General features: G+C 59.1%; 13 protein-coding genes and 1 tRNA gene. 9 read left to right on the forward strand and 5 right to left on the reverse strand.

Going from position 1 to position 12080, the window contains the following annotated elements:
• A partial coding sequence (locus ACS3WB_RS16085; RefSeq protein ID WP_438276480.1) for a hypothetical protein occupies positions 1 to 207 on the forward strand: 207 nt, incomplete at its 5' end.
• A 553-nt stretch (positions 208 to 760) separates the two neighbouring features.
• Positions 761 to 1996: a class I SAM-dependent methyltransferase gene (locus ACS3WB_RS16090; protein ID WP_438276481.1), complete on the forward strand. Its 1236-nt coding sequence runs from the start codon at positions 761 to 763 to the stop codon at positions 1994 to 1996.
• A 373-nt stretch (positions 1997 to 2369) separates the two neighbouring features.
• Here ACS3WB_RS16090 and ACS3WB_RS16095 read toward each other — a convergent pair whose 3' ends face one another.
• Entirely contained in the window at positions 2370 to 2513 is a 144-nt protein-coding gene (locus ACS3WB_RS16095; RefSeq protein ID WP_438276482.1) for a hypothetical protein, read from the reverse strand.
• A 785-nt stretch (positions 2514 to 3298) separates the two neighbouring features.
• Here ACS3WB_RS16095 and ACS3WB_RS16100 point away from each other — a divergent pair.
• Positions 3299 to 3847, forward strand: a complete 549-nt coding sequence (locus tag ACS3WB_RS16100; RefSeq protein ID WP_438276483.1) for a hypothetical protein — start codon at positions 3299 to 3301, stop codon at positions 3845 to 3847.
• A gap of 585 nt (positions 3848 to 4432) precedes the next feature.
• Here ACS3WB_RS16100 and ACS3WB_RS16105 read toward each other — a convergent pair.
• Positions 4433 to 4861, reverse strand: coding sequence for a hypothetical protein (locus ACS3WB_RS16105; RefSeq protein ID WP_438276484.1), 429 nt, complete (start codon positions 4859 to 4861; stop codon positions 4433 to 4435).
• Here ACS3WB_RS16105 and ACS3WB_RS16110 point away from each other — a divergent pair.
• Both ACS3WB_RS16110 and ACS3WB_RS16115 read left to right on the forward strand, forming a co-directional pair.
• Positions 4847 to 4920: transfer RNA gene (locus ACS3WB_RS16110), tRNA-Gly, on the forward strand. The two genes, ACS3WB_RS16105 and ACS3WB_RS16110, sit on opposite strands and share 15 nt — an antisense overlap.
• A 276-nt stretch (positions 4921 to 5196) precedes the next feature.
• On the forward strand, positions 5197 to 5613 hold the full coding sequence (locus tag ACS3WB_RS16115) for a GTA-gp10 family protein (protein ID WP_438276485.1): 417 nt from the start codon (positions 5197 to 5199) through the stop codon (positions 5611 to 5613).
• A gap of 139 nt (positions 5614 to 5752) precedes the next feature.
• Here ACS3WB_RS16115 and ACS3WB_RS16120 read toward each other — a convergent pair whose 3' ends face one another.
• From ACS3WB_RS16120 to ACS3WB_RS16130, 3 genes are all read right to left on the reverse strand, one after another.
• The gene (locus ACS3WB_RS16120; RefSeq protein WP_438276486.1) at positions 5753 to 6316 is read right to left on the reverse strand and encodes a nitroreductase family protein; all 564 of its coding nucleotides are present in this window, start codon (positions 6314 to 6316) and stop codon (positions 5753 to 5755) included.
• Positions 6317 to 6376: 60 nt separating this feature from the next.
• Positions 6377 to 8419 carry a threonine--tRNA ligase gene (thrS, locus tag ACS3WB_RS16125; protein WP_438276487.1) on the reverse strand — a complete coding sequence of 681 codons (2043 nt, stop codon included), beginning with the start codon at positions 8417 to 8419 and terminating at the stop codon, positions 6377 to 6379.
• Positions 8420 to 8635: 216 nt separating this feature from the next.
• The gene (locus ACS3WB_RS16130; RefSeq protein WP_438276488.1) at positions 8636 to 9082 is read right to left on the reverse strand and encodes a copper uptake system-associated protein; all 447 of its coding nucleotides are present in this window, start codon (positions 9080 to 9082) and stop codon (positions 8636 to 8638) included.
• Positions 9083 to 9199: 117 nt separating this feature from the next.
• Here ACS3WB_RS16130 and ACS3WB_RS16135 point away from each other — a divergent pair, with 117 nt between their 5' ends.
• The 4 genes from ACS3WB_RS16135 to ACS3WB_RS16150 form a co-directional block, all read left to right on the forward strand.
• The gene (locus ACS3WB_RS16135; protein WP_438276489.1) at positions 9200 to 9559 is read left to right on the forward strand and encodes an ArsC family reductase; all 360 of its coding nucleotides are present in this window, start codon (positions 9200 to 9202) and stop codon (positions 9557 to 9559) included.
• 278 nt (positions 9560 to 9837) lie between these two features.
• Positions 9838 to 10593 (forward strand): ABC transporter ATP-binding protein, encoded by a 756-nt coding sequence (locus tag ACS3WB_RS16140; protein ID WP_438276490.1) that lies wholly within the window; start codon positions 9838 to 9840, stop codon positions 10591 to 10593.
• On the forward strand, positions 10586 to 11341 hold the full coding sequence (locus tag ACS3WB_RS16145) for an ABC transporter ATP-binding protein (RefSeq protein ID WP_438276491.1): 756 nt from the start codon (positions 10586 to 10588) through the stop codon (positions 11339 to 11341). The genes ACS3WB_RS16140 and ACS3WB_RS16145 overlap by 8 nt, the downstream gene beginning before the upstream one ends.
• A 39-nt stretch (positions 11342 to 11380) precedes the next feature.
• A partial coding sequence (locus tag ACS3WB_RS16150) for an ABC transporter substrate-binding protein (protein ID WP_438276492.1) occupies positions 11381 to 12080 on the forward strand: 700 nt, incomplete at its 3' end.

The following is a 12080-nucleotide window of genomic DNA, read 5'->3' on the forward strand; positions in this document are numbered from 1 at the left end:
GTGATCACGTTCGTGATCCTCGATTTGATCGTCATTGCGGTTGTGGGGGATTGGGGTCTCGTGTGGGGATGGATTCCAACAGGACTGATCGGGTTGATAGTTGGCAATCAAGTTCGCTCGGTAAGATTGGGGCATGCTCTTAAGCAAGATTCGTCGTTTCTCCTTTGGTCTCCGTGGCCAAAAGATAGCAAATGGTGGCGGTGGTAGAGCTTTGCGAAACCACGTTTGACGTGATCGATGCACCACCCAAATCGCCGTGCGCTTCCACGATAACAGTAACATATTAGACAGGATCAAGCGGCCAAGGCGCAGAGGGGCCTGGTGCTTTAGCATGCCATTCGCCAGCATCTCGGCGGTGACGATAGTCATCCGTTGCTCGCAATAAGCAGGGCCGCCATAAGCGGTGCGGGCGCGTTCTCGATGAAGTTAGGGCAGGTGAGCAGCGGCGCTGGCGCTTCTATGCGGGCAAGCGCCGCGATCACGAGACAATTGGAATCATCTCGCTTGATCCATCACCGCGATGGTCTGCTCCGTAACGTCTTCGCGACGTGGTTCTTCTCCAAGATGAACCAAACTTATCAACGGCAGGAAGGTCAGGAAGCACGTCAGAGATGACGGCCGATTAGTTCGCTTCAAAGTGACGCAACTTTAAATTAATAGCAGCGTTCAATGCATGTCATGCGGCCAGTGAGCATACATTGATCTGTCAATGTGCGGTGGCTACAAATAATCACTGTAGCTTATCACACCGGAGATATGCATGCCGACTCGAGTTCAAATTGACAAACTCGCGCCAACTTTCATCGTCGGTTGGGCTTGGAATCCGGATGCTCCGGCTGCGTGTGTCAGCATCCAGGTCCGTGTCGGAGACGAAATGGTGGGATCTGCAATTGCAGATGGCTTCAGGCGCGATCTGCTACGCGCGAATATCGGCTCCGGATATCATGCGTTTGTCATTATGTTTACGCGCGCGTTGACTTCGGATGAGTTGGATAAGCTGGCTGTTATCATAATGGATGCAGGGCAATCACCGGCCATCTCTCTGAAACACGTGAGTGTCGATCGTTCGGGCCTGCCTCCTCCTGCGCAACCAAAGTCAATTGGAGAGCAGGTCAGAGGGTTGATGAAATTCAGTCCTGCGTATGCAGAGTCTCCGAAGCCTGACCAGCCATCCATGTCACCATCAGAACTGCTTCAGACCCTTGATCTTGAAGGTGAGATTGCCAGCAGCGAGGAACTGAAGGTTCTTCTGGAAAAAAGTGGATTGAATGTCGACGGGCTGGCCGCCGCGATGAAACGGGATACCAGACCTATTCCTTCTTCATCTAACCGCGAAGGTTATGCCTCAGGCCGCGATCTCGCATACTGGCTCAGCGGATATGCGCAGTTTAAGATGATCTCAGATTTTGCGATGCCGCATGGAGTCCGGGGCGGAAGATATTTCGACTTCGGCGGTTCGACCGGACGCGTCTCGCGGCATTTTGCGTTTCAATCAATGGATTGGGACGTCTGGTTATGTGACTTCAAATCGATCTCGATAGATTTCTGCCTCAAATATCTTCCTGGCGTTCGGTCGTTCTGCAACACGTCGTTTCCATCGCTGCCGATTGAAGATCGATGTTTTGACCTGATCTCAGCGCTGTCCGTGTTCACGCACATAAACGAAAGCGAATTAAGCTGGTTGCTGGAACTCAGGCGTGTTTTGGCAAAGGGTGGAATTGCTTGTATCACGGTCGTGAACGATGAATGCTGGTCTAATCCGGACCGCGTCTTGAAGGACTCAATCAAGGGATTCCGTCCTGATCTCATGAACGTGAAAACGATTCCGGAAGGAAAAACGGTGATCGCGTTCCGTGACGACGATCCCTATAATTGCAACGTGACGCACAGCAATAGCTATATCCGTGATGTTTGGGGCAGATTTCTCGATATCCGCGCCATTATCCCAAGGTACTCAACCAGTCAATCGATGGTGATTTGTAGCCGTCGGGACTAACAAGCTCGACTTGTGATGTCTCTGCCGAGGTCGCTCACCTGACCCGTCGAACTGAAACGCAACCTTGCTGCGTTTCAAAATCGCTTTGGGTCAAACTCAGAATTTACATCTGGAGCTTGATAGGGCGCGTCGCATGGCGGGACCGCTGGCAAGCCTTATCCGGCTGGAGCGGCAACAGCTTTCAACGGGTCGCGGCAGTGATGGCGGGACGGAGCGGCGACCTTCTCAGGCCTAGCGTGCGACTGATTTTCCGGACATGAAACCATGATCTTGCTGATCAGCCGCCTCATGGCTCCAGATGTCATAATCGTGCCGATCCCGCGGCCGTTCGCACGCTTGCTTTCGCTCCGCTCGCGCCCGCTGGTCGTTTCGCTTATCCGGAGACCGCCATTCCGATGATGAAAGCGAGAAACAGCAACGCCAGCAACGTGCCGATAATGTAAGCGTTTCGGCGGCCTGTCTTCTTCGACCCCTCGAATGCCCGCATCGAGCTACGCCATTCCCAAAAGTCGTTCATTGTTTACGCCTCCGTCGTCTCAGTGCCGTAGCAGCTTTAGATTGATGCCTTCACGAAGCCAATGGGTCCTCGTCTAGGATTAGAGAGACATTTGCAAGCCCGGAAATCGAAATGACCGCTGAGGTCCATGTTCTCCCGGCGGCGTCCGGCGATTTTTGCATGTCCGCATGAATGCGGTCCTATCGTAACGGGTGTCTCACTCCGTTCGCCGTGCAAGCCAGCCTTAGGTAAGCGTAGGGGACAGGGGCTGCCAGTGAGTTGGCGCGCGAGGAGCAGGCGGCATTCCCGTGCTGGATGCCTTCAGCTGGCGGTCGCTTGTATCCGATCTGCGGTCCGTTTCAGGTCTTTTCGCCCCTTACGACGGCCGACGGAGATCCGCCAACCCGTCTCTCGGCCGGTCTGAATTTGGTTTGCCTGTCGCGCAGACCGTCTCCCGTCGCACGGATCGATGAACAGGGTTAATCCAAATATTTGATTTAAAACAACTTTATCCCCGTGAGCGACCGATCCAGCAGGACGTTTAACCTAAACTCTCAATCTTAATTCAAATGGCGTTTCGGGTCTAGCTAGACAGGTCGGGACCGCCGGCCCTAGGTATCATGACCAGGGGTTCCCTACGGATATTTCAAAGCAGGGCTTTCGTTGCTGCGTTCCCTCACTCCAGCGTTCCCGGAGATATGATGATCCGACTGCTTATTGCCTCAGCGATGCTCTGCATTGCCGCCACACCTTCATCTGCCAGGCATTCCCATAAAAAAATTCAGGTCGGCACAGGATGTGATGTAATGCGTCCCTGCTTTGGCAACGGCGCGTCGCTGTTTGATTTCGAGGATCATGACGCCGGGCGTTCCCGTCAGTCCGCCGCCAGACATGAATCCAATCACAGATCGCACCGCCGCATCTCCAAAGGGCTCGCGCGGGTTCTGGCCGAAGGTGCGGGAAGGGTAGCCGGCGTGGTCCGCTCCTCCTCCGGCGCCACGGCGCACGTGGCAGGCCGCGCCACCGGTGCTTTCCAGTGCCTCGTTTCGGCTCTTGACCGGCAGGGTTATCCGATCCGCTTCATGGGCGGATGGCGGGCGCATGGCAGCGTCCGCGCCTCGCTGCATCCGGCAGGTCTGGCGCTCGACATCAACCAATACGCGCGCAACGTCACGCGTCCGAGGATGCCTCATAACGAGGTCGCGCTGGCGAACTCCTGCGGATTGATTTCCGGCGCGCAATGGGCAAATTCAGACAGCGGGCATTTCCAGCTTGGCGGCTGGAGCGGAGGAGGGCGGCATTATGCGAGCCGTCGCCACTCCCATCGTCGTGAACACTACGCCAACGCCCGATGACCGATCCATCAATACCGATGTGACGTTTTTCTTCGCCGCGATCGGCCCATGCGTTCCGGCGCGTCGTCGCTAAAGCTCGATGCGAATGCGTCGGCGCGGCCGTCGCATCGCATTGGCCTTCCGCGGCAGAGAAAAAGGCGCAACGAGCTCCTGCGCGCCGCGCCTGATATTGTCTCGCCGGCACCGGGCGCTGAACTGCCTCTGATCAGGGTCGAAAAAGCCCGGCTCCTTCTCGCTTCCGACGGAACCGGATCAAAGCCACGCCCACCGCGTTTTTTCAAAATCCTCTTTAACGGCCTTATAACTTGCTAACGCCAATGCATATTAGGATAGCAAGCGTGTCTCTCAATAGCGTGGTGGAGAGTCGACATGAAAACTAAAATTGCCCTCGTAGCAATTCTGGCCATAGGAACCCTGATCGGCTTAAGTGCGCTGCTCTCAGCAGCTCACAGGGCAGATCATGGGACCGCCCATACCAGCAGCATGCATCAGAACCCGGAATTGACGCAACGCGCCGCATAAAGCTCCCGCTTCCTGTCGCCGGCTCCAGAACCAAGATCGCGCAAAGCCGCGCCGTGAAGCTCTTTATTTGGGCGGGCGGAGTTCCGGGGAATTAGCCCAACGTTCAACATCCGCTGCGATCTCGGCCTGCTCGGCCTTCGCCAGCGTGGCAGTTTTCTCCGCGCCAAAAGGCATCAGTGCTGCCCTCTCTCGCATGAGCTTCGCGAATGCGCCGAGGCGTTCTCTCAATGATCGCGTGGGTTCGACATGTCGCCACTTGGACATAAGAGCGCTCCTTTCCAAAGGAAGGAAGGCGGGAGCGCAACCGGCGTTCTCATCACCGGTAAATACCCAGAGCCGCGCGGTGATACTGGATAACGTCGTGGGAATGGAAAAGTTCTTGTAGACTTGGATGGATGCGGTTACAGGGCCATTTGTCGCAAAGTCCTTGCGAAAAGCATCTGCAAATGGCAATAAAATCAGAACGCTATGCGTTGCGCGGGTGTAGCTCAATGGTAGAGCAGCAGCCTTCCAAGCTGAATACGAGGGTTCGATTCCCTTCACCCGCTCCAGGGTGTTTCTTAACAAGATCAAGTAGTTGGTGATGATCTCGCAATATCGTTACGTTCAAGGTCTCGAGACGGAATATCGTTTCGGCCCGTGGGCGTCCGCACAGTGCACAGAGAACCCCAACTCCCGCAGTAATCCCGCTGCATGAGATTATCTGTCGCCGGTTCGATTGCGCTGTCCGCGTCATTTCCGAAAGCAACGGCCAGCTTCGCTGACGGCTCCAAATGCCGGCTTGCTCCGTCGCAGATCGCCGCCAATGTCACCCATGAGGTTTTGAAATGACCAACCAAAGCACCAATCCCGGCGCTCGCAAGATTGAGTTCGCCGGCAAGACGCGTATCTTCAATTTGAACGAGCCCAAGGTTCTCGCCATGATCGCCGGCGGGGCGAAATTGAAGCAGGTCGCGAGAATGGTCACGATTGCCCGTCTCGGCATAGGCAGGGCTCCGTTCGCCGGACAATACGGCGACTCCCCGGCGGCTTGTCACCGACGCTTCGTCGAAAAGGTCTACTCGGCCGAGGACGTGGAAAACGTCATCGCGCTCGGATTGATCGGGGGCGGAATGCCCGAAGACGAAGCGTTTGCGCTTATCGACGAGCATGTCCATGGCAAGCCGCTCGAAGCCAATGCGCAGATTGCATCGGAAACCATTGCCGCGCTTGCCGGCGCGGAAAAGGCGGCGGGAAAAGCGTAAGCATCCATGCGCCAGAACATTTTCGCGTCTGATTAAAGCGAAACTCTGGATTTGCTGTTTTGACGCGTTTTCCTGACTCGAACCGGCATTCATCCTGGGGTCAAGCCCGAGGACATGCTTCGCTCGAAAACACTTTAGCTCAGAACCGCGTCACGATGTCCGACAGGGCGGGGCGAGGGCGGTCCTTGTTCGGTTTTGTCGGCGTGCCGATATGGATAAATCCCGCGAATCTTTCATCCGGCTTCAATCCGAGGCCGTCGAGCACGTCGCGATCGTAGGCGAACCAGCCGGTCAGCCAGTTCGTGCCATAGCCGAGCGCGTTGGCGGCGTTGACGATGCTCATGGCGCTGGCGCCGGCCGACAGCACCTGCTCCCATGACGGAACCTTGGGGTGCTGCTTGATGCAGCTCACCACGCCGATCACCAGCGGCGCTTCCGTCAACTGGTGCTTTTCGATTTCGATCTCCTCCTGCGGAGCCGACGGGTTCTTGCGCGCATAGACACGGGCGATGACGTCCCCGGCACGGGCGCGACCATCGCCTTCGAACAAGATGAACCGCCACGGTGCGATCTTCCCGTGATCCGGCACGCGCGCGCCGATGGTGAGGATCGTCTCGATCTCCTCAACTGAGGGACCGGGCGTGCTCATGTCGCGCGGTTTGACCGAGCGGCGGGTGCGCAGGAAATCGATAACGTCGGACATGGATGCTCTCTCGAAATGGATGCTCTTTGAATCTGCTGATGGAGCGCAGGACGTGATGCGTCAGGCCTTGCTTCGCTCCCGTTTGATATCCGGCGGTATGGCTTCCTCCGCCAGCGCCGCAATCGCGTCGCTGGTCGGCATCACCTTCTGACCCTCGCTGCCTAGGCGGCGCACGGAAACCGACCGGCTCTCGGCTTCCTTCTTGCCGACCACGAGCAGCGCCGGAATCTTCGCCAGCGAGTGCTCGCGCACTTTGTAGTTGATTTTCTCGTTGCGCAGGTCGATCTCGACGCGAAGTCCTGCGCGCCGTGCGGCGGCGGCGACCTCTTTGGCATACTCGTCGCCGTCGGAGGTGATGGTCGTGACGACCGCCTGCACCGGCGCGAGCCAGAGCGGAAAATTGCCGGCAAAATGTTCGATCAGGATGCCGATGAAGCGTTCGATCGAGCCGCAGATCGCGCGATGCACCATCACCGGAGCCTTCTTGGCGCCGTCGGCATCGATATAGAACGCGCCGAACCGCTCCGGCAGGTTGAAGTCGACCTGGGTGGTGCCGCATTGCCAGTCGCGGCCGATGGCGTCGCGCAGCACATATTCGAACTTCGGTCCGTAGAACGCGCCTTCGCCGGGATTGGTCTCGGTCTTGATGCGATTGTTCGATGCGGCGATGCGCTTGAGCACATCGGCCATGACTGCCTCGGCGTGATCCCACGCGGCGTCCGAGCCGACCCGCTTTTCGGGCCGCGTCGAGAGCTTCACCGTCAACTCGCCGTCGAAACCGAAGTCGGCATAGGTCGACAGGATCAGCTCGTTGATCTTGAGGCATTCGTCGGCGAGCTGGTCCTCGGTGCAGAAGATATGCGCGTCGTCCTGGGTGAAGCCGCGTACGCGCATCAAGCCGTGCATGGCGCCCGACGGCTCGTAGCGATGCACCACGCCGAACTCGGCGAGCCGCAGCGGCAGGTCGCGATAGCTCTTCAGCCCGTGCTTGAAGAGCTGCACGTGGCCGGGGCAGTTCATCGGCTTGATCGTGAACCAGCGCTTGTCCTCGGCCTCGTCGCCGGCCGACTGCGCCGCGAACATGTTCTCGCGATACCATTCCCAATGGCCGGACGTCTCCCATAGCGACTTGTCGAGCATCTGCGGCGCGTTGACCTCGTCATAATCTTCCGCAAGGCGGCGGCGCATGTAGGCGATCACGGCCTGGAAAATGGTCCAGCCCTTGGCGTGCCAGAACACCACGCCGGGACCTTCCTCCTGGAAGTGGAACAGGTCGAGTTCGCGGCCGAGCTTGCGGTGATCGCGCTTCTCGGCTTCCTCGATCTGCTTCAGGTAGGCGTCGAGTTCTTCCTGCTTGGCGAAGGCGGTGCCGTAGATGCGCGTCAGCATCGGGTTGTTGCTGTCGCCGCGCCAGTAGGCGCCTGCCACCTTCATCAGCTTGAAGGCGTTGCCGATCTTGCCGGTGGAGGTCATGTGCGGGCCGCGGCAGAGATCGAACCAGTCGCCCTGATAGTAGATCTTGATCGGCTCATTGCCGGGAATGGCGTCCACCAGTTCGACCTTGAAGGCCTCGCCCTTGTCGCGGAACACCTGTTTGGTTTTTTCGCGGTCCCAGACGTCCTTGGTGAAGGGTTTGTCGCGCGCGATGATCTCGCGCATCTTCTTCTCGATCGCCGGGAAGTCCTCCAGCGAGAATGGCTCGTTGCGGAAAAAATCGTAATAGAAGCCGTTCTCGATCACCGGGCCGATGGTCACCTGCGTGCCGGGCCATAGCGATTGCACGGCCTCGGCCAGAACGTGCGCCGCGTCGTGGCGGATCAGTTCCAGCGCGCGGGGGTCATCGCGGCTGATGAATTCGATGCTGGCGTCGCGGTCGATCGGATCGGCAAGATCGCTGACCACGCCGTCGAGCGCCATCGCGACCGTGCGCTTGGCCAGCGATGGCGAGATGCCTTTTGCGATATCGAGGCCGGTGATGTTTTTCGGGAACTCGCGCTGCGCGCCGTCGGGAAAGGTGAGGAAGACGTTGTCGGCGGGCGAGACGGGCTTCAGGTTGGCGAGGCCATACTGGAATCCCGATGCGGGTTCGTTCTTGTCGGACATCGATCTCTCCTGTGGCTCACTCCTGCGAACGAGCGCAGGTAAGCGGGGATGCAGCGGTATAGCAGCCGGTTCGCCCGTTGCAACGGCTGAAAGTTCCGCCCTGGCGCAAAACGCCGAATTGTTCGGATTTTGACGGGAGTTCAGAAAAGGTCCGGTTGCGAGCTATCCCGCGCGCACGGTTACCGCCGACCCGAAAGACGGCCCGTTTATCGTCGATCAGTGGGTCCGGTCGTGGACGGGAGGGTGGTTGCCCGCCTCGTCCATCCGCAGCAGCCCCTCGAACCGGGCAAACATCGCAAGGCGGTCGGCGGGCACCGTCCGCTCGGCTTTCGCAAGCGCCCCGGCGAGTTCATCTGCGACGTCAGGCGCCATGCCAACATGACGCAACGCTTCGGCGTTCCGGATTCCGTCTCCGGCGCAGAGGATGATGGTCCAGCGCCCGTGCTTGTTCCTCAGGAGTGCGCGGCCGCCCATTTCGCCCTGCGTCCAGTCGGCAATCGCGTAGCCTCCCGTGGCAACCACCGGTGCGACGACGAGCTTTGTGTCCGGCTTGTCGAAGCTCGAATGGAGCAGATCGCGCACGGCGTCCTCATCCGGCCCGGCAATCGCCGAACCGATGAGGCTCCAGAGCACGACGAGCGCGGCAAAGAGTTTCGTCAGCACCGGAATTTCCTTATATATCCGATTACAATACGACCGATCAGGACACGTCGGCTTCACAGGTGGCGCGTTGCGAAGAGCCTGCGCCGATTTCAAGCCGCATCCCCGGAGTGTCAAACCTTGACCACGACCATCTACGGCATCAAGAACTGCGATACCATGAAGAAGGCGCGCGCGTGGCTCGACGGCCACAGCATCGCCTATGAGTTTCACGACTACAAGGCCGCTGGCATCGAGCGCGCCCGGCTCAAGACGTGGGCCGCGAAACTCGGCTGGGAAACGTTGCTCAACCGCGCCGGAACGACCTTTCGAAAATTGCCGGACGCGGACAAAGCGGGATTGACCGAGGCCCGCGCACTGGCCCTGATGCTCGATCAGCCCTCGATGATCAAACGTCCGGTGCTGGAGGTCGGCGACAAGCTGCTGGTCGGATTCAAGCCGGAGGTTTACGAAAAAGAACTCCGGGCGTCGAAGCGATAACGCGGCCTCGATCTGCGCCATCATGGCGGCGCCTTTGGGCCGGTGCCGATCGTCGAAGGAAGGCAAGCCCGGACATCGCCATTTCGACTAATGGCTGAGGGAGGGACGGCTCCGGACTCCTGCCGAATGCTACTTTGCACCTTGCGCAATCCAGCCTGTTGACATCATATTCTGAAAGACGACCGTGTCCGGGTTGGTGTCCAGCGCACTGAACGGATTCGGCAGCAAAGACTCAGCCGCGAAGGGGACACCGAGCGATAGCTGAGGGGGATTTTTGAGTGGCGAATGAGTTCATTCTTGAAACCCATGGATTGACCAAGGAGTTTGCTGGTTTTGTCGCCGTGCGCGACGTCGGTCTACGTGTTCGCCGCGGCAGCATTCATGCACTGATTGGTCCTAACGGAGCAGGAAAAACCACCTGCTTCAATCTGCTGACCAAATTCCTGAAGCCTTCGGCGGGGAAGATTTTCTATAACGGGCGGGACATCACGGCGCTTGCGCCGGCCGACGTGGCGCGGCTCGGATTGGTGCGGTCGTTCCAGATTTCGGCGGTATTCCCGCATCTCACGGCGCTTGAAAACGTCAGGGTCGCGCTGCAGCGTCAGCACGGCCATTCCTTCGATTTCTGGCGTTCCAAAACGGTGCTCGATCGCTTCAACGGTCGGGCGCTTGAATTGCTGGACGAGGTGGGCCTGAGCGAGTTCGCGCAAACTCCCGCGGTCGAGATGCCGTACGGACGCAAGCGCGCGCTGGAGATCGCGACGACGCTGGCGCTCGATCCGGAAATGATGCTGCTCGACGAACCGATGGCCGGCATGGGTCACGAGGACATCGACAGGATCGCCGCGCTCATCAAGCGCATTTCGGCGAAGTACACGATCCTGATGGTCGAGCACAATCTGAACGTGGTCGCGAGCCTCTCCGATATCATCACCGTGCTGACGCGCGGACACGTGCTCGCAGAGGGCAATTACGCCGACCTAACCAAGGACGAGCGCGTCAGGGAAGCATATCTGGGAGCTGGTCATGGCTGACGGGACGACGACTGCGCCAGGCGTTGCCGGTTCCGCAAAGCGCGCCGGCGACGTCATGCTCGCGGTTGAAAATCTGCAAGCGTGGTACGGCGAATCCCACGTCCTTCACGGCATCAGCTTCAACGTCGCGGCGGGAGAGGTTGTCACGCTGCTCGGCCGCAACGGCGCCGGCAAGACCTCGACGCTGAAGTCGATCATGGGGATCATCGGCAAGCGCACGGGATCGATTCGTTTCGATGGTCACGACATTTCGCGCGCTTCATCGGACAAGATCGCGCGTTTGGGCATTGCGTTCTGTCCGGAGGAGCGGGGTATCTTCGCAAGCCTCGATGTGCGCGAGAACCTGATGCTGCCGCCGGAAGTGCGCAGCGGCGGGCTGTCGCTGGATCAGATCTTCACGCTGTTTCCCAATCTGAAGGAGCGGCTGCGCAGCCAGGGCACCAAGCTGTCCGGCGGCGAGCAGCAGATGCTGGCGATCGCGCGCATCCTGCGCACGGGCGCCCGCTTCCTGATGCTCGACGAGCCGACCGAGGGTCTTGCGCCCGTCATCATCCAGCAGATCGGCCACACCATCGCGCGATTGAAGTCAGAGGGATTCACGATCCTTCTGGTGGAGCAGAATTTCCGCTTCGCCGCGACGCTCGCCGACCGTTTCTATGTGGTCGAGCACGGCACGATCATCGATGGCTTCGCGAGTTCCGAGTTGCAGGCCAACATGGACAAACTTCATACCTATCTCGGTGTTTAGGCAGCGTCCCCGGACGGGACCAAAACGGAGTGGGAGAAAATGAGGACCAGATTGACGGCTCTACTCGTCGGCACGGCGCTGACTTTCAGCATGACCTTCGCCGCGATGGCCCAGGACAAGGTGACGGACAAGAACGTCAAGATCGGCGTGCTGACAGACCTTTCGAGCCTGTATGCCGACCTCGGCGGAGAGGGATCGGTGGTTGCGGCAGAGATGGCGGCCGAGGATTCCGGATTGAAGGCCAAGGGCTGGAAGATCGACGTCATCTCCGCGGATCACCAGAACAAGCCCGATGTCGGCGCCGGCATCGCGCGCCGATGGATCGACACCGACAAGGTCGACATCATCGCGGACGTGCCGAACTCCGGCGTTGCGCTTGCCGTCAACAACATCGTGAAGGAGAAGAACAGCATCCTGCTCGATTCAGGCGCCGGCTCCTCGGAGCTGACCAACACGCAGTGCACGCCGAACACGATCCACTTCACCTACGACACCTACATGCTGGCTCAAAGCACCGGCGGCGCGATGGTGAAGGCCGGCGGCGACACGTGGTTCTTCATCACGGCGGACTATGCCTTCGGACATGCCCTGGAGAACGATACGACCGCGGTCGTCAAGGCCAACGGCGGCAAGGTGCTGGGAAGCGTCAAGGCGCCGCTGAACACGGCGGACTTCTCGTCCTATCTGCTGCAGGCCCAGGCATCGAAGGCCAAGGTGATCGGGCTTGCCAATGCGGGCG

The sequence above is a fragment of the Nitrobacter sp. genome (assembly GCF_051535215.1).
GTDB lineage: Bacteria > Pseudomonadota > Alphaproteobacteria > Rhizobiales > Xanthobacteraceae > Nitrobacter.

Excerpts from the sequence above, each read along its gene's own strand:
- ACS3WB_RS16120 (WP_438276486.1), bottom strand. The coding sequence starts at position 6,316 with ATGTCCGACGTTATCGATTTCCTGCGCACCCGCCGCTCGGTCAAACCG.
- ACS3WB_RS16095 (WP_438276482.1), bottom strand. The coding sequence starts at position 2,513 with ATGAACGACTTTTGGGAATGGCGTAGCTCGATGCGGGCATTCGAGGGG.
- ACS3WB_RS16145 (WP_438276491.1), top strand. The coding sequence starts at position 10,586 with ATGGCTGACGGGACGACGACTGCGCCAGGCGTTGCCGGTTCCGCAAAG.
- ACS3WB_RS16090 (WP_438276481.1), top strand. The coding sequence starts at position 761 with ATGCCGACTCGAGTTCAAATTGACAAACTCGCGCCAACTTTCATCGTC.
- thrS (WP_438276487.1), bottom strand. The coding sequence starts at position 8,419 with ATGTCCGACAAGAACGAACCCGCATCGGGATTCCAGTATGGCCTCGCC.
- ACS3WB_RS16100 (WP_438276483.1), top strand. The coding sequence starts at position 3,299 with ATGCGTCCCTGCTTTGGCAACGGCGCGTCGCTGTTTGATTTCGAGGAT.
- ACS3WB_RS16115 (WP_438276485.1), top strand. The coding sequence starts at position 5,197 with ATGACCAACCAAAGCACCAATCCCGGCGCTCGCAAGATTGAGTTCGCC.